At 58.4% G+C, this 25,567-nt stretch carries 29 protein-coding genes; 20 read left to right on the forward strand and 9 right to left on the reverse strand.

Annotated features, from left to right (window positions below; genetic code table 11):
• The first annotated feature begins 44 nt into the window (after positions 1 to 44).
• Together AC2FLJ_RS08765 and AC2FLJ_RS08770 are read left to right on the forward strand one after the other, a co-directional pair.
• Positions 45 to 1,256 (forward strand): NADH:flavin oxidoreductase/NADH oxidase family protein, encoded by a 1,212-nt coding sequence (locus AC2FLJ_RS08765; RefSeq protein WP_496705320.1) that lies wholly within the window; start codon positions 45 to 47, stop codon positions 1,254 to 1,256.
• Positions 1,257 to 1,528: 272 nt separating this feature from the next.
• On the forward strand, positions 1,529 to 2,575 hold the full coding sequence (locus AC2FLJ_RS08770) for an aldo/keto reductase (RefSeq protein WP_496705322.1): 1,047 nt from the start codon (positions 1,529 to 1,531) through the stop codon (positions 2,573 to 2,575).
• Positions 2,576 to 2,645: 70 nt separating this feature from the next.
• On the opposite strand, the gene AC2FLJ_RS08775 is transcribed toward AC2FLJ_RS08770, so the two are convergent.
• Positions 2,646 to 3,632: a GlxA family transcriptional regulator gene (locus tag AC2FLJ_RS08775; protein ID WP_496696628.1), complete on the reverse strand. Its 987-nt coding sequence runs from the start codon at positions 3,630 to 3,632 to the stop codon at positions 2,646 to 2,648.
• A 133-nt stretch (positions 3,633 to 3,765) separates the two neighbouring features.
• Between AC2FLJ_RS08775 and bcoG the strand changes: the two genes are divergently transcribed.
• The 4 genes from bcoG to AC2FLJ_RS08795 all read left to right on the forward strand — a co-directional run bounded on the left by bcoG (position 3,766) and on the right by AC2FLJ_RS08795 (position 7,308).
• Entirely contained in the window at positions 3,766 to 4,680 is a 915-nt protein-coding gene (bcoG, locus tag AC2FLJ_RS08780; RefSeq protein WP_058271842.1) for a 3-dehydrocarnitine:acetyl-CoA trimethylamine transferase BcoG, read from the forward strand.
• 65 nt (positions 4,681 to 4,745) lie between these two features.
• A complete protein-coding gene (locus tag AC2FLJ_RS08785; RefSeq protein ID WP_109311737.1) occupies positions 4,746 to 5,075 on the forward strand; it encodes a hypothetical protein in 330 nt (109 codons plus the stop codon).
• 8 nt (positions 5,076 to 5,083) lie between these two features.
• Positions 5,084 to 6,550 (forward strand): carnitine 3-dehydrogenase, encoded by a 1,467-nt coding sequence (locus tag AC2FLJ_RS08790; RefSeq protein ID WP_496705324.1) that lies wholly within the window; start codon positions 5,084 to 5,086, stop codon positions 6,548 to 6,550.
• On the forward strand, positions 6,547 to 7,308 hold the full coding sequence (locus AC2FLJ_RS08795) for an SDR family oxidoreductase (RefSeq protein WP_496705326.1): 762 nt from the start codon (positions 6,547 to 6,549) through the stop codon (positions 7,306 to 7,308). Before AC2FLJ_RS08790 ends, AC2FLJ_RS08795 begins: the two co-directional genes overlap by 4 nt.
• On the opposite strand, the gene AC2FLJ_RS08800 is transcribed toward AC2FLJ_RS08795, so the two are convergent.
• Both AC2FLJ_RS08800 and AC2FLJ_RS08805 read right to left on the reverse strand, forming a co-directional pair.
• Positions 7,305 to 7,487: a hypothetical protein gene (locus tag AC2FLJ_RS08800; RefSeq protein WP_058271838.1), complete on the reverse strand. Its 183-nt coding sequence runs from the start codon at positions 7,485 to 7,487 to the stop codon at positions 7,305 to 7,307. The genes AC2FLJ_RS08795 and AC2FLJ_RS08800 overlap by 4 nt on opposite strands.
• A gap of 94 nt (positions 7,488 to 7,581) precedes the next feature.
• On the reverse strand, positions 7,582 to 8,445 hold the full coding sequence (locus tag AC2FLJ_RS08805) for a helix-turn-helix domain-containing protein (RefSeq protein ID WP_496705328.1): 864 nt from the start codon (positions 8,443 to 8,445) through the stop codon (positions 7,582 to 7,584).
• A 106-nt stretch (positions 8,446 to 8,551) separates the two neighbouring features.
• Here AC2FLJ_RS08805 and AC2FLJ_RS08810 point away from each other — a divergent pair, with 106 nt between their 5' ends.
• From AC2FLJ_RS08810 to AC2FLJ_RS08820, 3 genes are read left to right on the forward strand one after another with little or no spacing between them, the layout of a single operon-like run.
• A complete protein-coding gene (locus AC2FLJ_RS08810) occupies positions 8,552 to 8,755 on the forward strand; it encodes a DUF2061 domain-containing protein (protein ID WP_058278218.1) in 204 nt (67 codons plus the stop codon).
• Complete coding sequence (locus tag AC2FLJ_RS08815) at positions 8,748 to 9,632, forward strand: fatty acid desaturase (protein WP_496705330.1); 885 nt, start codon at positions 8,748 to 8,750, stop codon at positions 9,630 to 9,632. Before AC2FLJ_RS08810 ends, AC2FLJ_RS08815 begins: the two co-directional genes overlap by 8 nt.
• Positions 9,633 to 9,653: 21 nt before the next feature.
• Positions 9,654 to 10,556, forward strand: a complete 903-nt coding sequence (locus tag AC2FLJ_RS08820) for an EamA family transporter (protein WP_282118268.1) — start codon at positions 9,654 to 9,656, stop codon at positions 10,554 to 10,556.
• Here the strand turns inward: AC2FLJ_RS08820 and AC2FLJ_RS08825 are convergent.
• The 4 genes from AC2FLJ_RS08825 to AC2FLJ_RS08840 all read right to left on the reverse strand — a co-directional run bounded on the left by AC2FLJ_RS08825 (position 10,553) and on the right by AC2FLJ_RS08840 (position 15,145).
• Positions 10,553 to 11,968, reverse strand: coding sequence for a DEAD/DEAH box helicase (locus AC2FLJ_RS08825; protein WP_282168173.1), 1,416 nt, complete (start codon positions 11,966 to 11,968; stop codon positions 10,553 to 10,555). The genes AC2FLJ_RS08820 and AC2FLJ_RS08825 overlap by 4 nt on opposite strands.
• Before the next feature lie 184 nt (positions 11,969 to 12,152).
• Positions 12,153 to 13,082, reverse strand: a complete 930-nt coding sequence (locus AC2FLJ_RS08830) for a glycosyltransferase family 2 protein (RefSeq protein ID WP_496705333.1) — start codon at positions 13,080 to 13,082, stop codon at positions 12,153 to 12,155.
• A complete protein-coding gene (locus AC2FLJ_RS08835; protein ID WP_496696618.1) occupies positions 13,079 to 13,516 on the reverse strand; it encodes a hypothetical protein in 438 nt (145 codons plus the stop codon). The genes AC2FLJ_RS08830 and AC2FLJ_RS08835 overlap by 4 nt, the downstream gene beginning before the upstream one ends.
• A gap of 21 nt (positions 13,517 to 13,537) precedes the next feature.
• Positions 13,538 to 15,145: a peptide chain release factor 3 gene (locus AC2FLJ_RS08840; protein ID WP_058271831.1), complete on the reverse strand. Its 1,608-nt coding sequence runs from the start codon at positions 15,143 to 15,145 to the stop codon at positions 13,538 to 13,540.
• Between the two features lie 109 nt (positions 15,146 to 15,254).
• Here AC2FLJ_RS08840 and AC2FLJ_RS08845 point away from each other — a divergent pair, with 109 nt between their 5' ends.
• The 8 genes from AC2FLJ_RS08845 to AC2FLJ_RS08880 all read left to right on the forward strand — a co-directional run bounded on the left by AC2FLJ_RS08845 (position 15,255) and on the right by AC2FLJ_RS08880 (position 22,678).
• A complete protein-coding gene (locus AC2FLJ_RS08845; protein ID WP_496696615.1) occupies positions 15,255 to 15,617 on the forward strand; it encodes a SnoaL-like domain-containing protein in 363 nt (120 codons plus the stop codon).
• A 68-nt stretch (positions 15,618 to 15,685) separates the two neighbouring features.
• Positions 15,686 to 16,465: an SDR family oxidoreductase gene (locus AC2FLJ_RS08850; protein ID WP_496696613.1), complete on the forward strand. Its 780-nt coding sequence runs from the start codon at positions 15,686 to 15,688 to the stop codon at positions 16,463 to 16,465.
• Positions 16,466 to 16,467: 2 nt separating this feature from the next.
• Positions 16,468 to 17,580: a YhaZ family DNA alkylation repair protein gene (locus AC2FLJ_RS08855; RefSeq protein ID WP_496696611.1), complete on the forward strand. Its 1,113-nt coding sequence runs from the start codon at positions 16,468 to 16,470 to the stop codon at positions 17,578 to 17,580.
• Between the two features lie 105 nt (positions 17,581 to 17,685).
• Positions 17,686 to 18,732: a methyltransferase domain-containing protein gene (locus tag AC2FLJ_RS08860; RefSeq protein WP_496696609.1), complete on the forward strand. Its 1,047-nt coding sequence runs from the start codon at positions 17,686 to 17,688 to the stop codon at positions 18,730 to 18,732.
• Positions 18,733 to 18,812: 80 nt separating this feature from the next.
• Positions 18,813 to 19,898, forward strand: coding sequence for an ABC transporter ATP-binding protein (locus AC2FLJ_RS08865; RefSeq protein WP_234998988.1), 1,086 nt, complete (start codon positions 18,813 to 18,815; stop codon positions 19,896 to 19,898).
• A gap of 120 nt (positions 19,899 to 20,018) precedes the next feature.
• Positions 20,019 to 20,801 (forward strand): 5'/3'-nucleotidase SurE, encoded by a 783-nt coding sequence (surE, locus tag AC2FLJ_RS08870; protein WP_109311890.1) that lies wholly within the window; start codon positions 20,019 to 20,021, stop codon positions 20,799 to 20,801.
• Positions 20,798 to 21,448, forward strand: coding sequence for a protein-L-isoaspartate(D-aspartate) O-methyltransferase (locus AC2FLJ_RS08875; protein ID WP_058271826.1), 651 nt, complete (start codon positions 20,798 to 20,800; stop codon positions 21,446 to 21,448). Before surE ends, AC2FLJ_RS08875 begins: the two co-directional genes overlap by 4 nt.
• A 63-nt stretch (positions 21,449 to 21,511) precedes the next feature.
• Positions 21,512 to 22,678 (forward strand): peptidoglycan DD-metalloendopeptidase family protein, encoded by a 1,167-nt coding sequence (locus AC2FLJ_RS08880; RefSeq protein WP_496696605.1) that lies wholly within the window; start codon positions 21,512 to 21,514, stop codon positions 22,676 to 22,678.
• Between the two features lie 61 nt (positions 22,679 to 22,739).
• On the opposite strand, the gene AC2FLJ_RS08885 is transcribed toward AC2FLJ_RS08880, so the two are convergent.
• Both AC2FLJ_RS08885 and AC2FLJ_RS08890 read right to left on the reverse strand, forming a co-directional pair.
• Entirely contained in the window at positions 22,740 to 23,411 is a 672-nt protein-coding gene (locus tag AC2FLJ_RS08885) for a helix-turn-helix transcriptional regulator (RefSeq protein ID WP_496696604.1), read from the reverse strand.
• Positions 23,412 to 23,426: 15 nt separating this feature from the next.
• Entirely contained in the window at positions 23,427 to 23,735 is a 309-nt protein-coding gene (locus tag AC2FLJ_RS08890) for a hypothetical protein (protein WP_496696603.1), read from the reverse strand.
• A 217-nt stretch (positions 23,736 to 23,952) separates the two neighbouring features.
• On the opposite strand from AC2FLJ_RS08890, the gene AC2FLJ_RS08895 reads away from it, so the two are divergent.
• The 3 genes from AC2FLJ_RS08895 to tatC are packed head-to-tail and all read left to right on the forward strand — an operon-like array spanning position 23,953 to position 25,505.
• Positions 23,953 to 24,168 carry a twin-arginine translocase TatA/TatE family subunit gene (locus AC2FLJ_RS08895; protein ID WP_058271822.1) on the forward strand — a complete coding sequence of 72 codons (216 nt, stop codon included), beginning with the start codon at positions 23,953 to 23,955 and terminating at the stop codon, positions 24,166 to 24,168.
• A 6-nt stretch (positions 24,169 to 24,174) separates the two neighbouring features.
• Entirely contained in the window at positions 24,175 to 24,633 is a 459-nt protein-coding gene (tatB, locus tag AC2FLJ_RS08900; RefSeq protein ID WP_058271821.1) for a Sec-independent protein translocase protein TatB, read from the forward strand.
• On the forward strand, positions 24,630 to 25,505 hold the full coding sequence (gene tatC / locus AC2FLJ_RS08905; RefSeq protein WP_282118280.1) for a twin-arginine translocase subunit TatC: 876 nt from the start codon (positions 24,630 to 24,632) through the stop codon (positions 25,503 to 25,505). Before tatB ends, tatC begins: the two co-directional genes overlap by 4 nt.
• Positions 25,506 to 25,567: the final 62 nt, after the last annotated feature.

A 25,567-nucleotide genomic window follows, 5' to 3' on the forward strand; every position in this document is an offset into this window, starting at 1 on the left:
AAATGACTGCTTTCAACTGTTAAGGCAAAAGTTTGAGGAACCAAATGTCCAATAGAACCCAGTCTCTCTTGCGCCAGCCGCTAATTCTGCCCTGCGGCGTAACTCTTAAAAACCGAATTGCTAAATCGGCGATGTCTGACTCGCTTGGTGACGGCAAAGGCAATCCAAGTGATGATCAAATCAAGCTCTATGAGCGTTGGGCAACTGGCGGCCTCGCCCTGTCGATCATCGGCGAAGTGCAAGGCACACCTCATTTCGCAGAGAAGCCCGGCAATTTGGTTTTGAACGATCAATCCGATTTCGCATTTCTAAGAAAACTTGCACAGGCAGGGGCAACCAACGACGCTCATTTGTGGCCGCAACTTGGACATGCAGGTGCGATGGCGGATGCTCCGATCAGCTCGCCGAAGGGGCCGAGTAGACTTGATTTGCCCAGTCTGAAATGCGAAGCGCTGTCCTTGGATGAGATCCATGCGCTGCCGGCCGAATTTGCACGCACAGCAAACCTTGCCAAGCGGCTTGGGTTCGGTGGCGTTGAGTTGCATGCGGCCCATGGATTCTTACTCAACCAGTTTCTGTCTCCGCTATTCAACAAACGCGAAGATGCCTATGGCAGTTCTTTGCAAAACCGGATGAGGCTGCTGTTGGAAGTGATCAGCGCCGTGCGCAATGCCGTTGGCCCGGATTTCCCTGTGGGCATCAAGTTGAACGCGACAGATCAACTTGAAGGCGGCTTCGCTGAAGATGAATCCCTTGAGGTCACTGCGGCATTAGATAAAACAACAATTGATCTGATTGATGTCAGCGGTGGCACATATTTTCCAGGTGCTGCGTCATCATCAGATCGCGCGGGTTCCGGCGCCTATTTTCTTGATTTTGCTGAACGTGCGCGTGCGAAAACGAACATTCCCCTTATGGTGACGGGCGGTTTCAAGACGCTTGCACAGGCCAAAAGCGCCATTGCAGAGGGCAAAGCCGATCTCGTTGGATTGGCCCGCGCATTGGTCGTTGATCCAGAATTGCCATCATTTTGGCTTTCCGATCAACGCGACGAGCCACAATTCCCACGTTTCAGAAACCCTCCGGAAGGCGGTGTGACTGCATGGTACACGATGCAAGTCACGCGGATCGCCAGAGGTGAGGACGCGCTTGAACCAGATGATCTAGACGAAGCAATAGCGGCATACGAGGCCAGAGATGAGGTTCGACGAGAGGTTTGGAATTCTCATTTCAGCGGAATCTCACGAGCAACCTAAAGCCGGCATTGGCGCAGCTGCAGTGACCGGAAGCATTGGACCGCATTGCGGACCAAAACTTTGAAAGGTAAGCGCATTCGCTGGAATCGGCATGGATACCCGTATCACAGGGGGCAGAAAACGCCGTGCGCTGCGTTTGGCTTTATACCGCTTTTTGCAGTGAGGTTTGAATAAGCCCAACCCCTTGTTGCACAGGAATTGATCGCCTGCACCCTTGCCCTACCTGTTCTCTGCTTTAGGGTGCGCGACGTTGCGAGCAGAAGGATTTTGAGATGAAAAAGAACCCATTGGGGCGCACTGGTATTGAAGTGACGGATCTGTGCCTTGGCACCATGACGTTTGGGACGCAGACCTCTGAAGCGGATGCACATACCCAGATCGACATGGCGCTGGAGGCCGGGATCAATTTCGTTGACGCCGCTGAGATGTACCCGGTGAACCCGGTCTCGAAAGAGACCGTGGGGCGGACCGAAGAAATCCTGGGCAACTGGAACGCGGTGAACCCCGCGCGGCGGGCGGAGTATATTCTGGCGACCAAACACTCCGGTGCAGGTTTCGCGCATGCACGCGACGGGGCACCAATTTCTGCGCAAACGATCCCCGAAGCGATCGAGGGATCTCTGCGTCGTTTGCAGACAGATTGCATCGATCTGTATCAGTTTCACTGGCCCAATCGCGGCAGTTACATGTTTCGACAGAACTGGGACTATGCGCCGTCTGGTCACAACACCGATGAGGTGTTGGCGAATATGCAGGAGTGTCTTGAAGCCCTGCAACAGCAAGTCGACAAGGGCAACATCCGCGCATTCGGCCTGTCGAATGAAAGCGCATGGGGCACCGCGCAATGGCTGCGGCTGGCCGAACAGTTGGGCGCGCCACGGGTCGCTTCGGTCCAGAATGAGTATTCTCTGCTGTGCCGCCACTTCGACACCGATATGGCCGAGCTAAGCGTGCACGAAGATGTCGGCCTGATGGCGTTTTCTCCGTTGGCGGCAGGGTTTCTGACGGGCAAGTATCAGGGCGGAGCGGTGCCTAAGGGCTCGCGCATGGATCTTGTTCCGACCATGGGTGGGCGAAAGTACGAGCGTGTGTTTGGGGCCGTCGATGCCTATCTGGAGATAGCGCAGCGGCATGGCCTGGATCCGGTGCATATGGCGCTGGCATGGTGCCGGACACGCCCGTTCATGATGTCTGCTATTTTTGGCGCGACCACAATTTCGCAGCTGGCCCATATTCTGGGGGGCACGGAGGTGGTGTTGGCGGATGATGTCCTGGCGGATATCAGTGCCGCGCATCGCGCGCATCCGATGCCGTTCTAAGGGGGCTCTGCATCCGCCGCGCTTTGCGCGACTCCCCCGGGAAATTTTTAGCCAGATGAAGCGGATCCGGTCAGTGATGTGTGGGCTGGATCCGGTCCTGACGGAGGTCTCTGGCCGACAGGCCGTGCGCGGTGCGGAAAGCACGGGCAAAGCTGGATTGTGAGGCAAAGCCTGTGGCGAGTGCCACGTCCATCAGTGGCATATCCGTATCGGTGACCAGACGCCGCGCTTCGGCCAGGCGCAGTTGCAGATAGTGATCCTGCGGCGTTGTGTTCAGGCGCAGACGGAACTGTTGTTGCAGAGTACGAGGGCTGGTGCCCAAGGTATCGGCGATGTCGGCCAATGGCAGCGGATCCTCAAGAGACCTTTCCATGAGAGAGTTCGCCTTTGCTGTCAGAGCCGTATGACGATGCGGCACGCCTGTACGGCTTTGTGGCTTGGACGGTTCCGGTGCGCCCTCGTAGAGGAACAGGCCGGACACGCGGGCAGCAAAACCTGCGCCGTGGCGCGCGGCGATGATGTGTAGCATCATCTCGACCGCGGGGATCGCGCCGCCTGAGGTCAGACGGTTGCCGGACACAGTGAATCGGTCGGGGCGAACATCGACTTCGGGGAAGCGGGTCGCGAAATTGTCCAGATCCTCCCAGTGCGTTGTGGCGGAGTGGCCGTTCAGCAGGCCGGCTTCAGCCAGTAGCCAGGGGCCGCCGTCGATGCCAGCCATGGTGGCTCCGGTACCGGCAATGCGGCGCAGTCCGGCGAGCAAGCTGGGTGTGGCGTGACGGGCCAGTTGGAAACCTGCAATGACGATCATCAGGTCGCAACCCTGCAATCGAGCCAGCGGTGTGCCTGGAACATTCAGGGCGCTGGTCAGCATCGCCGGTTCCGCTGTGGCCGTCACATAATCCCAGTCAAAGGCTGGGCGGTCCGCCAGACGGTTGGCGGCGCGCATGGGATCAACGGCCGAGGCAAAGCTGAGCGTGTTGCATTCATCCAGAACCAGCACGGCCGTTTTTAGGGCGCGATGTTCGGGCTGCAATATGTTTTTTGCGGATTTCATCAAGTTCGATTCGCATTCTGGCAAGTTGTTTCCATAAAGCTGCGCCAGAGTCGGGGATGAACGCAAATCGGAATCCGGGGAGAAGCCTGAGGATAACTTAGGTCAAAACCGGGTATAAGTTGGGGAAAACACCATGCCACTGGAAATGAACCGCGAAGTCTTCATCACCTGCGCTGTCACCGGCTCGGGCGGAACACAGGATCGCAGCCCGCATGTGCCGCGTTCGCCCAAGCAGATTGCCGAAAGTGCGATCGCCGCGGCCAAGGCAGGCGCGGCCATCGTGCATTGCCACGTGCGTGATCCGGAAACCGGTGCACCCAGCCGTCGTCTGGACCTGTACCGCGAGGTGACTGATCGCATTCGTGAAGCCGAGGTCGACGTTGTGCTGAACCTCACCGCCGGGATGGGCGGCGACATGATTTTTGGCCCGACGGAATCTCCACTGCCGTTGAACGCGGACGGCACCGACATGATCGGCGCGGCTGCTCGGGTGGAGCATGTGGCTGAATGTCTGCCCGAAATCTGTACTCTTGATTGCGGCACCATGAATTTTGCCGAAGCTGACTATGTCATGACCAACACGCCAGGCATGCTGCAGGCGATGGGCCGGATGATGACGCATCTGGGCGTGAAGCCTGAGATCGAGGCCTTTGATACCGGTCATCTGTGGTACGCCAAGCAGTTGGTGAAGGACGGCGTTCTGGACAGCCCGGCGCTGGTTCAGCTGTGCATGGGCGTGCCGTGGGGGGCTCCGGATGATCTGAACACCTTTATGGCCATGGTGAATAACGTGCCTGATGACTGGACCTTCAGCGCATTCGCGCTTGGGCGGAACCAGATGGCATATGCGTCGGCTTCGGTGCTGGCGGGCGGCAATGTGCGCGTTGGCCTTGAGGACAATCTGTTCCTCGATAAAGGCGTTCTTGCGGAAAACTGGCAGCTGGTTGAGCGGGCGAACACCATCGTTTCGAACATGGGCGCGCGGGTGATCGGCGCGCAGGAAGTGCGTGAGAAGCTGGGGCTGGTGAAACGAGCACCTAAGGGCTGAATTTTCTCCTTGTAGGAAGTTCGCCTTGCCAGGACACCGGGGCATCAACTGAGGGAATGAGACTCATGAAAGTGATGTTGCGGTGTCTGGCTGTCGTTGGAGCGGGGCTTATGGCGGCTTGCCTTCCGGCGGATGAAAAGGCGGAGGCGGCTTCTGTGAACAATGGGAGGCAGGCCTGCGAAGCCAAAGGCGGTGTCTACGAGGTTGCAGGCAAAGCCCAGCAATATGTGTGCGTTCTGCCGCTGGCAGATGCGGGCAAGACCTGTGAAAAAGGTTCGGACTGTCAAGGCTTTTGCCTGTCCGAGACCAAACAATGCAGCGCGGTCACGCCGCAGTTCGGGTGCATTCCTCATCTGGATGAGACGGGACGCGAGCTGGTGATCTGTATCGACTAGGAAAAGAAATGACAAAAACAGCAGCTATCATCGGTGGTGGTGTAATCGGCGGCGGGTGGGCCGCGCGGTTCTTGCTTAACGGTTGGGATGTCCGCGTGTTCGATCCGGACCCGGAGGCCGAGCGCAAGATTGGTGAGGTACTCGACAACGCGCGCCGGTCTCTGCCGGGGTTGAGTGATGTGCTTTTGCCGTCTGAGGGGGCGCTTACCTTCCACGACGATCTGACTGACGCCGTGCAAGGCGCCATCTGGATTCAGGAAAGTGTACCTGAACGGCTGGATCTGAAGCTGAAGGTTTACAAAAGCTTGCAGGATGCCTGCGATCCGGAGGCGATCATCGGGTCGTCAACCAGCGGGTTCAAACCGTCCGAGCTGCAGGAAGGAGCGCTGCGCCCAGAACAGATTGTTGTGACGCACCCGTTCAACCCGGTGTATCTGCTGCCGCTGATCGAATTGGTGCCGACCGACAAGAACCCGCCCGAAATGGTCGACCGCGCGAAGGACCTGTTGAAATCGGTGGGCTTCTTCCCTCTGCATGTCAAAAAAGAGATCGACGCGCATATTGCTGACCGGTTCCTCGAAGCCGTCTGGCGCGAGGCGCTGTGGCTGGTCAAAGACGGTATCGCGACAACCGAAGAAATCGACGAAGCAATTCGCATGGGCTTTGGCATTCGCTGGGCACAGATGGGTCTGTTCGAAACCTATCGTGTAGCCGGTGGTGAGGCGGGGATGAGGCACTTCATGGCGCAGTTCGGCCCGGCGTTGCAATGGCCTTGGACCAAGCTGATGGATGTGCCCGAATTCACTGATGAGCTGGTCGACATGATCGCGGATCAGTCTGACGCGCAATCGGGCATGCACTCGATCCGCGAACTAGAGCGCATCCGCGACAATAACCTCGTTGGTATGATGCGGGCGCTCAAGGCGCAGAACTATGGGGCCGGTGCTGTTCTGAACCAGCATGACGTGGCGCTGAAACCGGGTGCTTTGCCGACGATGGATCAGGCCGATCTAAGCCAGCCAATTCTGACCTTGTCGCGCGCGGTGCCGTTGGACTGGACCGATTATAACGGTCACATGAACGAGGCGCGTTACCTTGAGGCCTTCGCCGCGGCGACCGACCGGTTCATGGAGATCATGGGGTGTGATGCGGATTACATCGCCTCGGGCGGCAGCTATTTCACGGCCGAAAACCACATCCGCTATATCGACGAAGTCCACGCCGGTGCAAAGATCGAAGTGCGCACGCAGATGCTGTTGGGGCAGGGTAAGAAGCTGCACGTGTTCCATTCCATGTACGAAGGCGACAAGCTGTTGGCGACGGGCGAAAGCTTCCTGCTGCATGTCAGTCTGGAAACCCGCCGCCCGAGCGCACCTTCGGCCGAGATTGAAGCTGCCATGGCTCGGATCGCCGAAGCTCAGGCCGGATTGCCCTATCCGGAAGGTGCGGGTGCTGCGATCCGGAAACCAGCATGAGTGGGCGCGTTCTGATCACGGCCGGCGCGTCAGGCGTTGGCCGCGCCATGGCCGAGGCCTTTGATACAGCCGGTGCGCAGGTTTGGGTGGCTGACGTCAACCCGAAGGCCCTGTCTGATTGCCCGGCCCATTGGCAGCGGTCCGAGGCGAACGTCGCGGATGAGGATGCCATGGCCACCTTGTTCAATGACATCGAGGCGGAATGGGGTGGTTTGGATACCCTGTGCGCAAACGCAGGAATCGCGGGACCAACCGCTTTGGTTGAAGACGTTGCATTGGACGATTGGCGCATGTGTCTTTCGGTGAACCTGGAAGGGGCCTTTTTGTGCGCCAAATACGCGTCTCCGATCCTGAAACGGCAAGGCAACGGCGCGGTGGTCATAACGTCTTCGACTGCGGGACAATACGGCTATCCCAATCGCGCGCCCTATGCTGCGGCGAAATGGGGGATGATCGGGCTAGCCAAAACGCTGGCGATGGAGCTGGGCGCACACGGAGTGCGGTGCAATGTCATTTGCCCTGGCTCGGTTGAGGGTCCGCGGATGGAAGGCGTCCTGCAGCGCGAGGCCGATGCCAAGGGCATGACACGTGATCAGGTCTATGAGGGTTATGCCTCAGGCACTTCAATGGGTCGCTTCGTCGAAGGGCACGACATCGCCAATATGGCCGTGTTCCTTGCATCGGATGCGGCGCGGCTGGTGTCGGGGCAGGTGATTGCCGTCGATGGGCACACCGTCAACCCCGACCCGAAAATCTAACCCTGATTGGGTCCGCGAATCTGGCGGATGCTCTGGCGAACCGCCTGCCAGTCGCGGGCTTGCTGCATGTTCCCGGCGTCTTTGCATTCGCGCATCTTCTGCGCGGCTTCCGCCTCGGCCTGATCTCCGTGGGCGGAATAAAGCGCCCGTGCGTATTGAGCGGTTTTTAGTGCGTCCATTCTTATGGTCCTCCGTCTGTGATCGGATCGCTCGAAAGTTCGCGCCAAGTGACGATATCACACCTTGGTCGCTTACGCATCTATGGGACTGCGATCAGGTAGATATTGTTGATCGCAGCTGCCTGAGGTGTTCGGGGAAATCCCGTGCCGTCACATCCGCTTCGCGCACCAACGTATCAAAATGACGGGAAAAAACTTCGATCCTGTCGCGGTCCCGAAAGGCCATATAGTGGCTGCCCGCGTAGAACACACACAGCAGCGGACCAAAAATCGTGACGGGCGCAGAGTAGAGGCGTTTGGCATCAAACAGATAGATGCGCATGCGGGGATAAAGCTGGTCGCTCAGCTTTAACAGGTGGTCGATCTGTTCCATCCTGATTTTCGGGCACAGGCCTTCGTAGTATCCGGTCGCGCGGGCAAAACTGTCGATCTCATACAGTGGCATGGCGATTTCATAATCTGATTGCGCGCTGCGCATCCACGTCAGCCGGTCTTCTGATGCGCCGATGGCCTGGTCCGCTGTTCGCCCCAGATGCGGGGCGTATTCCCACTCTAGCACAGCGCGGGTTTTCAGCATGTCGGGCAGGGTGGCAGGTACATAGCGAACCTTGTAGCCAGCCGCCTCTTTGTGCCATTCAAAAATGCGCTCATCGACCAGCGCGCGGGGCGCCTTGGTCATACTCAGAGAAAGCGCCAGTAGCTCTGCAGCGCTTTCTGGCCGATCCGATAAGCTCAGCAGCCAGTCAGCCGAAACACCAAGCGCTGTGGCGCAGCTGCCAACGACATGCGCGTTCGGCAGGCGCGCACCTTCGCCAGTCAAAAGTTGGGATACGGTCGATCGGTCGACACCGATATCCCGGGCAAGCGCGCTTTGGCTGATGTCACGTTCTTCCATCGCGCGGGCAAGGCGTTGGCGAAACTGCGCAGCGCGGTCTCGTTTGTCTAATTTATCCGTCATATGATGATTTTTATCATAAGTGATGAGTTTTGTTAATCATATTCAGAATTTTCAACTCGGCCACGATCCGTAATTCTTAAAACATAACAATAATATGGGTGACGGAATGGAAACGCGACGAAGATCGGTCGTGAAGGCTGTGGTGTGGAATGCGATGGGCCTGGTCATGATGACGCTGGTGGGCCTTATCGCGACAGGCTCTGCCGCAGTTGGTGGAACTCTGGCGATTGTGAACACGGGCATCGGCCTGACGATGTACGTGATCTATGAGCGTGTCTGGGCGGGCATCACATGGGGCCGAAATGTCTGAGCGGCCGGGTCCCGAGTGGGGCACCTTTGCCCTGATCATTGCGTGTTATGCAGCGTGGCTGGCGGTGATACTCACACTTCCCATTTGGCTGGCAATCCCGGCCATGGGCTTGGTCGCGGCGCTGCACTCGTCGCTGACGCACGAGGCGCTGCACGGGCACCCGTTCCGCACGCGTTGGCTGAACGAGGCGCTGATGGCCCTGCCTCTGACCTTGTTCATTCCGTACAACCGGTTCCGCGATCTGCATCTGGCGCATCACAGGGATTCGACGCTGACCGACCCCTATGACGATCCCGAGTCGAACTATCTGGACCCGAAGGTTTGGAATACGCTCAAAAGCTGGCAAAAGCGGCTCCTGAGGGCGAACAACACACTGCTCGGGCGCATGGTGTTGGGCCCCACGATTGGTCAGTATATCTTCTTTCGGGATGAGTTGCGCGGCGCCAAACGCGGAGACAGAGCCGTACTGTTGGCATGGGGACTGCACCTGATTGGAGTGGCCGCGGTTTTGTGGGTGGTTGCTCGGTCTCCAATGCCGCTTTGGGCATTTGTTCTGTCTGCCTACATTGGTTTGGGCTTGGTCAAGATCCGGACGTTTCTTGAACACCGGGCGCACGAAAACTCCAGCGCCCGAACAGTCATTGTCGAAGATCGTGGGTTGTTGGCTTTTTTGTTTCTGAACAACAATCTGCACGTCGTTCATCACATGAATCCCGGTGCTCCGTGGTACCGGTTGCCTGCGCTCTATCGTGCCGGAAAAGACCGCTATCTGGCCAGCAACGAGGCTTATGTCTATCGGTCTTACGGGCAGATTTTCCGGTCCTATTTCTGGCGTACCAAGGACCCGGTCGAGCATCCGCTCTGGCCAAAGGGTTGATTTGACGACACAAGGGAATCCATGAGTTTGTGGATTCCCATCACCATCGCCGCCGCGGCATTTCAGACCGTGCGGTTCATGCTGCAAAAGTCGCTGAGCACCGTGAAACTTTCGGCAGCCGGCGCGACTTTTGCGCGGTTTGCCTATTCCATGCCGTTGGCAGTCCTTGCGCTGATCGTGGCAATGCAATTGACCGGATTCAGCCTACCGGCCCTGACCGGGCGTTTCTGGTTGTTTGCAGTGATCGGCGGGACAACGCAGATTTTGGCGACCATCTGCGTGGTGGCCCTGTTCAAACAACGCAATTTTGCCGTCGGTATTACATTCAAGAAGACCGAAGTTATCCAAACCGCCATCGTCGGATTTTTGGTCCTGGGCGATCAGGTATCCTCGGGTGCGTTGTTTGCGATTGTTCTGGGACTGGTGGCTGTCTTGCTGTTGTCGAAAAGTCCTGGTGGAGAAGGGGCTTGGTGGGCACACCTCACCAACCGTGCATCGCGCCTTGGGCTGGGTTCGGGCGTGCTGTTTGCTTTCTCATCCGTCAGCTATCGCGGTGCCTCGTTGGAGCTGGGGGATTTGAACGCCTGGTTCCGGGCGCTGGTCACTTTGGCAGTGGTGGTTTCGTTCCAATTCCTCAGCATGGGGCTGTGGCTGCTGTGGCGCGACCGTGCCGAGCTACGCGCGGTTTGGGACACACGCCGAACGGGCGTTTTTGTCGGGCTCACCAGTCTATGTGGATCGTTCTGCTGGTTCTTCGCCTTCACGCTGCAAAACGCGGCCTATGTCAAAGCTCTCGGGCAGGTCGAACTGATCTTCAGCCTGTTCGCCTCGCTCTTGTTTTTCCGCGAAAGAATCACCCGGCGCGAGATCGCCGGGATGACGTTGCTTGGTGCCTCGATACTGGCACTGGTGCTTACGATTTAGCCTGCACGGCGTTCGTCAAAGCTGAGGGCGATGAAGCTGGGCAAGTGATCGCCCATTCCGACAACTGCAGGGCCCCTGTCGTCTCTGCGACCGCGGCCTTTGGACTCTTTGACCTTACGGGGCTCTCTATCCTTGCGCGGTTCTCTATCCTTACGAGGCTCTCTTTCCGTACGGGGCTCGCTTTTGCGCCGATCGGACTTTTTGGTGTCCGCCGCTTTGGGCTGATTCTCGGTTTTTGGGGTATCGGCTTTGGAGTCATCCGCCTCAATCGGGTTGTTCAGACGGGGAATTTCTTTCTGAATCAACTTCTCCACCGCCGCCAGCGCCTTTTCATCGCGGGAAGAGCAGATCGTGATCGCCTTGCCCTCACGCCCGGCGCGACCGGTGCGGCCAATGCGGTGGACGTAATCCTCGGGGTGGCCGGGGACGTCGAAATTGATCACATGGCTGACGGATGGCACATCCAATCCGCGCGCGGCCACGTCCGAGGCCACGAGTAGGCGCAAAGACCCATCCCGGAAGCCGTCGAGTGTTTTCGTGCGCTGGGATTGATCCAGATCGCCGTGGATCGCGGCGGCGTCATAGCCGTATTTCTTGAGAGATTTGGCGCAGATATCCACATCGGTCTTGCGGTTGCAGAAGATGATGGCGTTGGTGCACTTCTCGCCTTCAGCGTCGATCAGCGCCCGCAGGACATTGCGTTTCTGGCTGGCCTCACGATCCCGACGACCGCCTTTGAACATCACGACGCCCTGTTCAATAGTTTCCGAAGCGGTGGCCTGACGCGCAACCTCGACCCGCGTGGGTGCGGACAAGAAGGTGTCAGTGATCCGCTCAATCTCGGGCGCCATAGTGGCCGAAAAGAACAAGGTCTGGCGCGTGAACGGCGTCAGCGAGAAGATGCGTTCGATATCGGGGATGAACCCCATGTCCAGCATCCGGTCAGCTTCGTCGACAACCATAATCTGAACACCGGTCAAAAGAAGCTTGCCGCGTTCAAAATGGTCCAACAGGCGACCCGGCGTGGCGATCAGGACGTCAACGCCCCGGTCGATCAACGCGTCCTGTTCTTTGAAGCTAACGCCGCCGATCAGCAGAGCTTTGGTCAGTTTCAGGTGTTTGGCGTAGGTGTCGAAATTCTCGGCCACTTGCGCGGCCAGTTCCCTGGTCGGGCACAGCACCAGCGAGCGCGGCATCCGTGCACGGGCGCGCCCACGGGCCAGCAAGGTGATCATCGGCAGCGTAAAGCTGGCCGTCTTGCCGGTGCCGGTCTGAGCAATGCCCAGAACATCCCGACCTTCAAGGGCAGCGGGTATCGCGCCTTCCTGAATTGGCGTGGGCGTTTCGTATCCGGCTTCCTCAATGGCTTTGAGGACCTTCGGGTTCAGGTTCAGTTCGTTGAATTTTGTCATGTATGTCCGGTTCATGCGGACACTAGACCTAGCCCGCGCGTCAAAGGAATGCCGGGCCCGGATGGCCATACGCTGTCACGCGCATTTCGGCTTTGCGCGGACATAACAAAATCATGGGGCAGGGTCAAATGAAGAGCCCTTAACCTGACGTCGCTAACGCCCACTGCTGGTTTTCCGCAACAATTCAGCAGCTTCCGGGAAAGTGTTTCGCAACCTTAGCGTCCAGATCCAGCGGTCTGTGCCGGATCAACCCATATTCTTCGAGACGTGCGCGTACGCCGGGATCGGCACCGCTAATTTCGTCATAAAACGCGCGCAAGCCGTCCTGGCCCTGTTCTGTCTCGATCCAGTTGAACAACTCATTCTTGTTCAGACCGCCCAGTTCGCGCGGAACGTTCGGGGACATGCCGGGTTGATAGGACCCACGCGCCATCCGGAACTGGTAATGCGCCGCCCAGTGATCCCAGTCAGGGGCGTGGCGATGACAAAGCTCCAACCCCGGAAGTTCGAATTTGCAGGGCAGAAGTTTTTTGTTTTGAAACAGGTTGTGGATGCGAAAGTTCAGCTTTTCCATGCCTGTGCGGACGAACAGCTTACCCTGAACGTGGCTGAGGAACCCGCCGAGTACAAAGCTGCCATAGTTGGGATAGACGGACTGTACCATGGCTGAGCGGTCCGGGCCGCTGGGGATATGCGCCTTGAACAGATCCTCGCCGCCTGCCATTGCCTCCATTGGCCGGACGCGGACGGCAGGGATTTCGGCGGGGACGGATTGCAACTGCTCCCGGATGGGTTTTGAAGACCAAAGGAACTCATCCACGTCGATATGGGCCAGCCAGTCCAGATCGGTGTTGCGATAGGTGAATGTGGCATGAAGTGTCTGACGAACCTGATGGCGGTCCGGGCGGTTGCGTTTGCGTTTCTCCCAAAAGACATCATCGCAGATTCGCGCTCTGATTTTCGGGTGTTTCCTGAGGGCCCGGTGCGCCTCACGATTAGGTTCGTCCAGGTAGATGTACAGATAATCCGCACCCAGATCGAGGTGATGGGCCGCGAACCTGAGGATGTCGCGGGTCGATCCGCGAACCATGGACACGATTCCCCAGGTCGTCATTGGCGCGCTTCCCTACGCGCCGTACGAGTCCTGCGCATTTTGGCCAGGCGCCGGAACACTGTCCTGGGATCGCGATTCAAAGCCTTGAACAGATGATCCGAATGCTCGGCCCACAACCGGCAAAACAAGGCGGGGGCGTGGTTCGGCCAGGATCGTTTCCGCAAGTTCGAAATAAGCTGCGCGTTCAGAAACGCCAGTTCAGATTTTCCGACGAATTCCTGCGCGATGTGTCGGCGTTTGCGCGTCCAGGATGTATCCGCCTGGCCGGGTTGCGGCCGTGTCGCGCTTTCAGGAACAATCTGACGCGTCAAATGGGTCAGATCGACATCTTCTGCCGGCAGTACCTCGTCCGAGAAGTCGAAAGGCGCTCGTCGCCTTTCGAACCTGTCTTGCAGGGCGGGCAAGCCACCCGAATACGTTAGATCATCATCCATTCGTGCTTTCGGCCCGTGCCATCACGCCATCATCTCTTTCGTGGCCGTCAGGTTCAGTTCGGGGTAGTCGCGGACGACCCGGTCGATGTCCCACTGCAGGCGCGTCAGATAAACGATATCGCCGTCATGATCATGGGCGATGTGCTGCTTGTTGGCTTCGACGAACTTCTCGACTTCGGCCTTGCCGCCGCTGACCCAGCGGGCCGAGGTGAATTGCGACGCCTCAAAGCGCACGGGCAGGCCGTATTCCATCTCAATCCGGCTGGCGAGTACTTCGAATTGCAACGCGCCGACGACGCCGACGATAAAGCCCGATCCGATCGAAGGTTTGAACACCTTCGCGGCACCTTCCTCGGCAAATTGCATCAGAGCCTTTTCCAGATGCTTGGCCTTCATTGGATCGCCGGGGCGCACGGTTTGCAGCAGTTCCGGCGCGAAGGACGGGATGCCGGTCACCCGGATCGCTTCGCCTTCGGTCAGCGTGTCGCCGATGCGCAATTGCCCGTGGTTGGGGATGCCGATGATATCACCGGCCCAGGCCTCTTCGGCCAGTTCGCGGTCGGACGCCAGAAACAGCACAGGGTTCGAAATCGCCATCGGCTTTTTCGATCGCACGTGGGTCAGCTTCATACCACGCTTGAAATGGCCCGATGCCATGCGAACAAAGGCGACGCGGTCGCGGTGCTTTGGGTCCATATTTGCCTGAACCTTGAAGACAAAACCGGCGACCTTCTTTTCATCCGGTGCGATTTGACGCGGTTCGGCAGATTGGATTTGCGGCTGCGGGCCATAAGCGCCGATGCCCTCCATCAGTTCCTTGACACCGAACGAGTTGATCGCCGAACCGAACCAGATCGGGGTCATATGCCCCTCAAGCACCGCCTGCGGGTCCATGGCGGGCAGCAGCTCCCGCGCCATCTCGACCTCTTCTAGGAACTTCTCCAGCAGGTGCTCGGGTACGTGTTCCGCGAGCTTGGGGTCATCAAGACCGTTGATCTCGATGCTTTCGGCCACTTTGTTACGGTCGGCGCGGTCCATCAGCTCCAACCGGTCGCGCAGCATGTCGTAGCAGCCGATGAAATCGCGGCCGACGCCGATGGGCCACGCGGCAGGCGTGACGTCAATGGCCAGCATTTCCTGAATTTCGTCGATGATCTCGAACGTATCGCGGCTTTCGCGGTCCATCTTGTTACAGAAGGTCAGGATCGGCAGATCACGCAGGCGACAGACCTCGAACAGTTTCTGCGTCTGGCTTTCCACACCTTTCGCGCCGTCGATGACCATCACGGCGGCGTCCACAGCGGTCAGCGTGCGATAGGTGTCTTCAGAGAAATCACTGTGGCCGGGCGTATCCACCAGATTGAACCTGAAGGTGTCATAGTCAAAAGACATCGCCGATGCGGAAACCGAGATGCCGCGATCCTTCTCCATCTGCATGAAGTCCGAACGGGTGCGCCGGGCTTCGCCCTTGGCGCGCACCTGACCGGCCATCTGAATAGCGCCCCCGTACAACAGGAACTTTTCAGTCAGCGTCGTTTTGCCCGCATCCGGGTGCGAGATGATGGCGAATGTCCGGCGCCGGGCGATCTCGGGCGGCAAAACGGGTTGGTTCGAGGCGGTATCAAGCATGAACGCGCGTATATGCGGGGAATTCTGCCGAGGCAAGACAAAGGGAGTGTTCAGAATCGCCTGACGATGGCAAAAAGAACATATAGTGAACAAATGATGGAGAGGTGTGATGAATTTAAAAGAAATCGCAAACGAACTGGTCGCTGGTTGCCGCGAGGGCCGGGCAAAAGCAAATTTAGATAAGCTCTATGCAGAAAACGCCGTTTCTGTCGAAGCTGTGGATTACTCGGGTATGGGGCGCGAAGTCGCCGGGCGCGACGCGATCCGCGGCAAACACGAATGGTGGGAAGGCGCACATGATGTAACCGAAGCTTCGGTAAGTGACCCATTTGTGCATGGTGAGGACCGCTTTGCTGTAATTTTCGAAGTGAAGGGTTCTGTGCTGGAAAGCGGTGACAGCTTTGATATGCGTGAAGTCGCCATTTACCACGTGGCGGACGGCAAGATCGTGCGCGAAGAGTTCTTTTACTAACGTGTTTTGGTTTCTGGTCTTCCCTGAAAGGCTGGTGCTAGATGTGCGGCAAAGACAGGGAGGATCAGATGGATCTTGGGATCAAAGGTAAACGTGCGTTGGTTTGTGCCAGTAGCAAAGGTTTGGGTCTGGGTTGTGCCGAGGCATTGGCCGCGGCGGGTGTTGATCTGGTGATGAACGCGCGTGGGACCGAGGCTTTGGAGGCATCGGCTGACCGCATTCGCGCAGAGCATGGCGTACAGGTTCAGACTATCGCCTGCGATGTGACTTCGGCGGAGGGGCAGGCGCAGGTAATCGAAGCCGCGCAGGGTGTTGATATTCTTGTGACAAATGCCGGAGGCCCGCCCCCGGGTTTGTGGTCGGACTGGGATCGCGATGATTTCGTCAAAGCGCTGGATTCCAACATGCTGACGCCAATTGCGTTCATGAAGGCTTTGTTGCCTGGGATGATGGACAAAGGCTGGGGCCGGGTGGTGAATATCACCTCGCAATCTGTGCGCGCACCGATCCCTGCGCTGGGTCTGTCGAATGCAGCCCGCACCGGACTGACAGGTTATGTTGCCGGAACTGCGCGTCAGGTTGCACCAAAAGGTGTGACGATCAACAACTTGCTGCCGGGCATTCACGCCACTGACCGGGCGGACTCATTGGATGGTGGTGTCGCGGCGCAAAAAGGAATTTCGATGGACGAGGCGCGCGCTGAACGCGCGGCAACCATCCCGGCGCGCCGGTATGGAACGCGTGAAGAGTTTGGCGCAGCCTGTGCGTTCCTGTGTTCGCAGAATGCCGGTTTCATTGTCGGGCAGAACATACTGCTGGACGGTGGCGCCACCAATCTGACGATGTGATCATGGCTCAAAACTTCTCACTTAAAGATCAACTGTTTAATGTCGAAAAGACCCGCTATTTGGCGGGGCTTTTCGCGGGCGCGGACCCGTCCTTTGATGCCGAGGCGTTTGAGGCGCAGGTCATGTCGCGTCTGCTGGATCTGGAGCTGAAAGAGAGGATGGCCTGGATCGCCGAATGTCTGCAACAGGCGGTGCCGGGCGACTTGCCTCAGATCGCACCTACGCTGCTGCGCGCCTTGCCGCCGCCTTTGGATCCCGGCAAAACCGATGATGATTTTGGTGATTTCATCTTTGCTCCGCTGGGTGACTGGGTTGTTGCCGTGGGGCTGGATCATCCGAGGCAGTCATTGGATGTGCTTGAGGAACTGACCCAAAGATTTTCAATGGAATGGGCCATACGGCCATTCCTCAATACCCATCAGGAACAGGTGCTGGTGCGGATGAAGGAATGGTGCGCGCATGACAGCTATCACGTTCGTCGGCTGGTCAGCGAAGGCACAAGACCGCGTTTGCCTTGGGGGCAGGCGGTGGGGCTGGACCTGACCGATCCGCTGCCTTTACTGGATCGGCTGCATGCCGATGGGACGCGATATGTCACGCGGTCGGTGGCCAACCACCTGAACGACATCACCAAAAAAGACCCCGATCTGGTTTTGGACCGGTTGCAGGATTGGGGTAGGAACGGGCGGCAGGATCAGGCTGAGATGGACTGGATGACCTCGCACACCTTGCGCGGGCTTGTGAAAGCAGGCCATCCGCGCGCCATGAAAATGTTGGGCTTTGACCCGGATGCGAAGGTTTCGGCCGATGTCACCATCAAGGGTGATGCCAGGATTGGCGGCGCGCTGGAATTCGATGTAATGCTGAGTGGAAATGGCGACCAACCTGTTTTGGTGGATTACATTGTTCATTTTCAAAGGCCTGGTGGTAAAACCTCAGCCAAAGTGCACAAGCTGAAACAGTCCACTTTGGCAGATGGTGCTCTTACCCTGACCAAAAAGCACAAGCTTAAAGGTGATGCGACCACGTTCAAACTGATCCCCGGTGCGCATCGGCTTGAGATACAGGTGAACGGCAAACTGCGCGCGGGTGTTGATTTCGAACTGTTGGCATAACCCCTACACGCCCTCACGCTTTCGTCAGATTCTAAAGGCCCGGATTGCGCCAAGCCCCGCGCTGCATTAGCTGCTATGCAGCCATCAGACAGAAGGATAGCCGCGATGAAGCATGAGGCAGTGCAGAATTACTATGGCGAGGTCCTGCAGGGCAGCTCGGACTTACAGACAAACGCGTGTTGTACGCCCGATGACATGCCGGATCATGTCAAAAAGATCCTGTCGAAAATTCATGACGAAGTTCTGACGCGCTACTATGGCTGCGGTCTGATCGCTCCGCACGACCTTGAGGGGATGAGCATTCTGGATCTCGGCTGTGGTGCGGGACGTGATGTTTATGCCCTGTCTGCCATGGTAGGTGAAAAGGGACGCGTTGTCGGCGTGGACATGACGCAGGAGCAACTGGATATCGCGCGCGCGCATCAGGATTATCACGCGCAGACCTTTGGGCATTCTGCCAGCAATGTGGAATTCCACCATGGCTATATCGAAAAGCTGGATGAGCTTGACCTAGAACCCGGATCTTTTGACATCATCGTCTCGAACTGCGTGATCAATCTGGCCACCGATAAAGAGGCTGTTTTGCGTGGTGCGCATCGGTTGCTGAAAGACGGGGGCGAGATGTATTTCTCGGACGTCTACGCCGACCGCCGAGTGCCTAAAGAGATGGCCGAGGATGACGTTTTGTACGGTGAATGCCTGTCCGGCGCGTTGTATTGGAACGATTTCCTGTCGATGTCGCGTAAGGCAGGCTTTGGTGATCCGCGCCGGGTCACGCATCGTCCGCTGACTATTGAAAACGCGGTTCTGGAAGAACGCGTCGCGCCTCTTAAATTCCTGTCTGCCACCTACCGTCTCTTCAAGTTGCCCGAGTTGGAGCGAGACTGTGAGGATTATGGCCAGGCCGTGATCTACAAAGGCACCATCCCGAACGCCCCGCATCTGTTCGAACTGGATGATCACCACGCGATCGAGGTAGGCAAGGTCTTTCCTGTCTGCGGCAACACGTGGATGATGTTGAAAGATACGCGTTTCGCGCGGCATTTTGAGTTCATCGGTGATTTCTCGACCCACTACGGGATATTCGAAGGCTGCGGTGGTGAAAGCCCGTTTGAAGCCACGGGCGAGGCCCCATCCGGCGGCTGTTGCTGATCTCTTGCACCTGAGGGGCGGGGTTGTTATCCCCGCCTAAGCCCGATGGAATTGATCGGGAAAGGCAACGGGGCCCATCGGTGACAGAAAACGCTACTCCTCCTCGACTGGAAATCCGAAATCTGATCGCCCGGTATGAAGGGCGGGTTGTTGTGGATGACGTCTCGCTGACGGTGCGGGCGGGGCAGGTGACCTGTCTGTTGGGGCCTTCGGGCTGCGGCAAGTCGACAACCCTGCGCATGATCGCCGGGGTCGAGATGCAGGAATCCGGTGAAATCTATGTCGATGGCAAGTTGATCTGTGACACGGTGTTTCGTGTGCCGCCCGAACGGCGTGAAATAGGGCTGATGTTTCAGGATTTTGCCCTGTTTCCGCATCTCAGCGTTGCCGACAATGTGGCCTTTGGCCTGAAGGGGCATAGGGACGAAAAGCGCGCCCGCGTCGAAGCGCTGCTGCGCAAAGTCGACCTGATGCGTTTCGTCGATGACTACCCGCATCATCTGTCAGGTGGCGAGCAGCAACGTGTGGCACTGGCCCGCGCATTGGCCCCGCGTCCGCGGATCATGCTGATGGATGAACCTTTCTCGGGCCTCGACAACCGGTTGCGGGACGGCATTCGCGATGAAACGCTTGCGATCCTCAAGGAAGAGGACGCCGCAGTTGTTCTAGTCACGCATGAGCCGGAAGAAGCGATGCGCATGGCGGATGAAATCGCCCTGATGCGGCGGGGTAAAGTCGTGCAACAAGGCGCGCCCTACAACGTCTTTACCCGCCCGGCGGACAAGGCGGCGGTGGCGTTTTTTAGTGATATCAATGTTTTGCAATCCAAAGTGAATGGAGCCTTGGCCGAAACGCCATTCGGGCAATTTCTGGCACCCGGCGTTCCGGACAATACAGATGTCGAAATCGTATTCCGCCCTCAGCACGTGCGGCTGGACTTTGACCGTAACGGCAAGGGGCCGCTGCCGACACCGACCGACGGCGTTGCCGCGCGGGGCGTAGTCGAGCGGGCACGGTTTTTGGGCAACGAAAGCCTTGTTGAATTTCGGATGGACCATGACGGCTCGATCCTGAGGGCGACGGTGCCCAATGTCTTTGTTCCCAGTCCGGGACGGGTCATGTGGCTGACCATCCGACGTGACAGGTGTTTCGTTTTCCCGGTTTAGGCTGGAAAGCCACAGTTTAGCGCCAAGTGGTGCGCGAAAGCATCAGATTGGACGCGCGCTTTGCTTGCCGCGACGCGGGGGCGGGTCTATCAAGGGCAAAACGCCGGGTGGATGGGGCTTATGCGTATACTTCTGACCAATGATGACGGGATCAATGCCCCAGGGCTGATCGCACTTGAGGCGATTGCCGCCGATCTGGCAGGCCCGGATGGCGAGGTTTGGGTCGTGGCACCCGCATTCGAACAATCGGGTGTCGGCCACTGCATCAGCTATACCCACCCGATGATGGTCGCCAAGCTGGGCGAACGCCGCTATGCCGCCGAAGGCTCACCCGCTGACTGTGTGTTGGCCGGGCTGCACGACGTCATGAAAGACACGCCGCCCGATCTGGTGTTGTCCGGTGTGAACCGCGGCAACAACTCGGCCGAGAACACGCTGTATTCCGGCACGGTGGGTGGGGCGATGGAAGCCGCACTGCAGGGTATTCCTGCAATTGCCTTGTCGCAGTATTTCGGGCCGCGCAACCTGGGTCTGGATGATCCTTTTGAGGCTGCAACGCGTTACGGGGCCGACCTTGTGCGGCGAATACTGAAAGCAACGCCTGAAGAGCAGGGCGATTACCGCCTGTTTTACAACGTGAATTTCCCACCCGTGCCGGCGGATGAGGTTCTGGGGACGCGCATCGCGCCGCAGGGTTTTCGCCGGGATACCAATTTCTCGGTTGAACCGCACAGCTCGCCCTCGGGTCGGCGGTTCCTGTGGATCAAGGGCGGCTATCAGCACAATCCGACAGCACCCGGAACCGATGCGGCGGTAAATCTTGGGGGCTACATCTCGGTCACACCGATGCGTGCGGACCTGACGGCCCATGACGTTCTGGAACAACTGAAGTCGATCGAATGAGCGGACTTGATCCAGAAACAACCATGCAGTTCCTCTTTGCCCTGCGGTCGCGCGGAGTAACGGATGCGCGCGTTCTCGCTGCGATGGAACAGGTCGATCGGGGCCGTTTCGTCAAGGGTCTGTTCGCCGAGCGCGCTTATGAGGATACGCCGTTGCCGATTGCCTGCGGTCAGACGATCAGCCAGCCTTCGGTAGTGGGGTTGATGACGCAGGCGCTGGATGTGCGCCCTCGTGACACGGTGCTGGAGGTTGGTACAGGCTCGGGCTATCAGGCCGCGGTTCTGTCCAAGCTGGCGCGCCGGGTCTATACGGTCGAACGTCATAAACGTCTGGTGCGCGAAACCGGCGAGCTGTTTCGAGAATTGGGAATGACCAATGTGACGGCGATGCTGTCGGATGGGTCGTTCGGTTTGTCGGAACAAGCCCCGTTTGATCGTATCATTGTGACGGCCGCTGCCGAGGACCCGCCCGGGCCGCTCTTGGCGCAGCTCAAAATCGGCGGTATCATGGTTTTGCCGGTGGGACAGTCGGATGCGGTTCAGACCCTGATCCGGGTCAGACGCACCGAGACCGGCCTGGACTATGATGAATTGTTGCCCGTTCGGTTCGTGCCCCTGCTAGAAGGGCTTGGCAAAGACGGAGCGTAAGGAAATATTTCGCGATAAGCGCTGGAACCCCGGACAACAGGGGCAGGCGGTGAGGACAGTAAAATGAGAGCAGTTTCCAAATCAGCAGTCGCAGCAGGTGTTGCGTCTTTGGCGTTCCTCGCGGGATGCGAGGGCCCCATAGATTATGATCTGCGCGGCAATGTCGGTGGTTTTTCCACGGCCGATGCGGCGCAGGCGGCCACCGCGAACCGGCCTGCTCCGGATGCGCGTGGCGTGATCACCTATCCCAATTATCAAGTGGCCGTTGCGCGCCGGGGCGACACGGTTGGCGATATCGCTGCCCGGGTCGGATTACCGGCAGCGGAAGTCGCGCGTTTTAACGGATTGCAAGCTGCGGATCAGCTGCGTGATGGCGAAGTGGTCGCCTTGCCGCGTACCGTCAGCGCGGCCAGTTCTGTCGATATCGCGACAATTGCAGGCACCGCGATTGACGCAGCTCCGGCGGATGGGTCAGTGCGCACATCGACGCTTGAACCGGCGCAACCAGCCGCCGCGCCTGCACCAGCCCCTGCGCCGGCGGGACCCGAACCCATTCGCCACAAGGTCAAGCGCGGCGAAACCGCGTATACGATCGCGCGCCTGTATAACGTGCCGGTTGATGCCTTGGCCGAGTGGAACGGGCTGGGGTCTGACTTTACCGTGCGCGAAGGACAGTTTCTGCTGATTCCCATCAAGAACCAGGCAGCACCCCGTCAGGAAGCTGCCGTTGCAACCGTTCCTGCGACCACGATCACCCAACCGGGGCAGGGCTCGCCCACGCCGACCCCGCCCAGTGCGACGCAACCGCTGCCGGATGAAGATATCAAGCCGGCAGAACCCGCGCCAGACGTGACCGCCGAAGCACCCACAACGCAAAGCAATTCTGCGCTTGGCCTGCCGGTCACAGGAACGATCATCCGCACCTATAAAAAGGGCTCGAACGAAGGCATCGACATTGCGGCCTCGCCGGGTAGCCCGGTTAACGCTGCCGCTGCGGGTACTGTTGCCGCAATCACGGCGGACGCGGATCAAGTGCCGATCATTGTGGTAAAGCACAACAGCGATCTGTTGACCGTCTACGCGAATGTCGAGAACATCACTGTGAAAAAGGGTGCTCGTGTCAAGCGCGGCCAAAAGATCGCCTCCTTACGCGGCGGCGACAATGCCTACGTCCATTTCGAGGTGCGTAAAGGGTTCGAATCTGTCGATCCGGAACCCTATCTGCGGTGAGGGTTATGGCCTCGGGCGGGCTGTGCCTTCTGCCTGAGTATTCGAGTAAAGACGAGACCCGTCACGCGTGCGGATCATAATCGCTTAGGCGCTTGCCGGGCTCGTCTGCGAAGACCTCGGGCAGGGGCAAGATTGCTTCGATCAGGTCTATGCGAAAAACACGGAACCCCTGACGTAACTCGCACCACGCCGTCAGCGTCCAGACGCGCCCCCAGTATTCCATGTGCAGCGGGCGTATGACCCGATCAGTCAGAACGCCGTCGATCCGACGGTAAGACAGACGGAGTTTCTGGCGGGATTTGATGGCGGCACGGATAGGGGCCATGTGCGCCAGCCCACGGGCCGCATCGGCAAAGGGATAGACTGCAAATTTCCAACTGTCAGCCTCGGCCACGACCTGCGTGGGCAACACGGCGTCGATCTTGTCGGCCAGCGATGTGGCTGCGGCCTTGAGGTCGGGGTCTGCGGCTTCCGCCACGATGGCCATACCGAGGTTCAACGCCTCAAGCTCGGCAGGGGTCAGGTTCAGCGGGGGTAGGGTGATCTGCTCGCGCACCATGTAGCCTACGCCACGCTCGCCCTCGACCGGGACGCCCGAGGCAACCAGCGTATCCATGTCGCGATAGATGGTGCGAACCGACACCTCAAGCCGGTCCGCGATGTCCTGCGCACGGTGAAGTTTACCGTCGCGCAGGATCTGGATGATATCGAACAGCCGGTCAGAGCGGCGCATGGGATGTTCTGCTTGTCATGACGCTCCGATGGTCCAGTGGATTGCGTCGTGGCGCATGGTGACCGTGTCCGGCGCGATTGCAGCCATCACCGCGGGGGCGAAGTTCTGTTTGGTGAAGGCTGCGGCGGCGGATTGAGCGCAATCCATGTCTGCCCAGATGACGGTGTCGGTCCAAAGCCCGTCATCCCCTGCGCTGAGGCGCCGAAAGACAAAGCCATCTGCGTTCCGAACAAAGGATTCGGTGCCTTTCATGATGTTCACGAAATCCTCCTTTGTTACATCGGCCGCGAGTTTGAAGGTTACGGTTTCTGCGATTTGTGTCACGTCATGCTCCTGATTTGATGAGACAGGGCCGTTGTACGTGTTTACAACTGACATAAACCTGTCAGTTGAGAAATGCGAGTCCTCAAAAATCGCGTGATCCGTTCATTTTTGGGCACAGAACCGGGTCGACACGCTTTTGCGAGGGACCGCCCGCGCGTAAGCACGGTGCCAGATCACATTCCCGGCGCGCTTGCGCCGACTTCAAAGGAGAAGAGACATGCTTAACAATATCGGACTTCCCGGTCTTCTGCTGATTGCCGTTGTGGTGCTGGTGCTGTTTGGCCGCGGCAAAATCAGCTCGCTTATGGGCGAAGTGGGCAAAGGCATCACCTCGTTCAAGAAGGGCGTCAAAGAAGGTGCGGACGAGCTGGAGCAGGACGCGTCCGAGGTGGCCAAAGACGTCACGCCCGAGACAGACAAAGACAAGGTCTAAGCGCAGATGTTTGATCTGGGCTGGACCGAGCTTCTGGTCATCGGCGTTGTTGCCCTGATCGTTGTGGGGCCAAAGGACCTGCCAGTGTTGTTCCGCAATGTCGGCCGCTGGGTTGGCAAGGCCCGTGGCATGGCGCGCGAGTTCAGCAGCGCCATGAACGAGGCAGCGGATCAGGCGGGCGTGAACGAGATCAAGAAGGGTCTGAATGCGGCTACCAATCCTGTGAACACCGCCATGGACGGTGTCAAAGAGGCCGCACAGGAAATGGCCAAGAGCATGGACCCGACCAAGTTCGACCCCGACAGCGAAACCGGCAAGCTGGCTGCTGAACGTGCCGAGCAGGCCAAGAAGATTCAGGCCTCGACCGCACGTGCCGCTGCCGAGCGTAAGGCCAAAGAAGCTGCGGATGCGCTAGCCAAGGCTGAAGAGGCCGAAGCCGCGCTGAATACTGAAAGCAAGACATGAGCAATACCGACGAGATCGAAGACAGCTCGGCCCCATTGATCGAGCATCTGGCAGAACTGCGCACGCGGTTGATTCACTGCGTCGTGGCGTTCCTGATCGGGATGATAATCTGTTTCACGGTCGCTACGCCGCTGTTTAACTTCCTGACGAATCCCTTGTGTCAGGTACTTGCTGATCGCGGACAGGATTGTGGGCTGATCTTCATCTCACCGCAGGAAGGTTTCTTCGTCGCCATCAAGGTTTCGCTGCTGGGCGGCTTCATACTGGCATTCCCCTATATCGGGATGCAGATGTGGCGGTTCGTGGCACCAGGCCTTTACCGGACAGAAAAGAATGCGTTCCTGCCGTTCATGCTGGCGTCGCCGTTCATGTTCCTGCTGGGGGCAAGCTTTGCGTTTTACGTGGTCACGCCGCTGGCTTACGACTTTTTCCTGGGCTTCCAGCAGTTCGGAGCGGAAGGCGAGGCGGTGGTTGACGGCACCGCCACAGCCCCGCTGAGCGTGGTCTTCCAGGGCTCGGCACAGGAATACCTGAACCTGACGATCAAGTTCATCGTGGCCTTTGGCCTGTGTTTCCAGCTGCCGGTTCTATTGACCCTGATGGGCAAAGCCGGGTTGGTAACTGCCGAAGGTCTGGGGGGCGTGCGTAAATACGCTGTGGTTGCCATTCTGGTTCTGGCAGCGCTGGTGACACCGCCTGACGTGATCACGCAGGTCATCCTGTTCGTGGTCGTCTATGGGCTGTACGAGGTTTCGATCTTCCTGGTCGCACGTGTTGAGAAGAAGCGCGAGGAACAACTGCGCGCCGATGGATACTATGACGACGAAGAAGAAGCGGATGAAGAGATCATTCAGGAAGAAGAAGGCAAGTAATCCTGATGATCGGTAACAATCAGGCGCGCCCGTTGGGGCGCGCCTTTTTTGTGCGCGGCTCT

The sequence above is a fragment of the Ruegeria sp. CDSA034 genome (assembly GCF_059612275.1).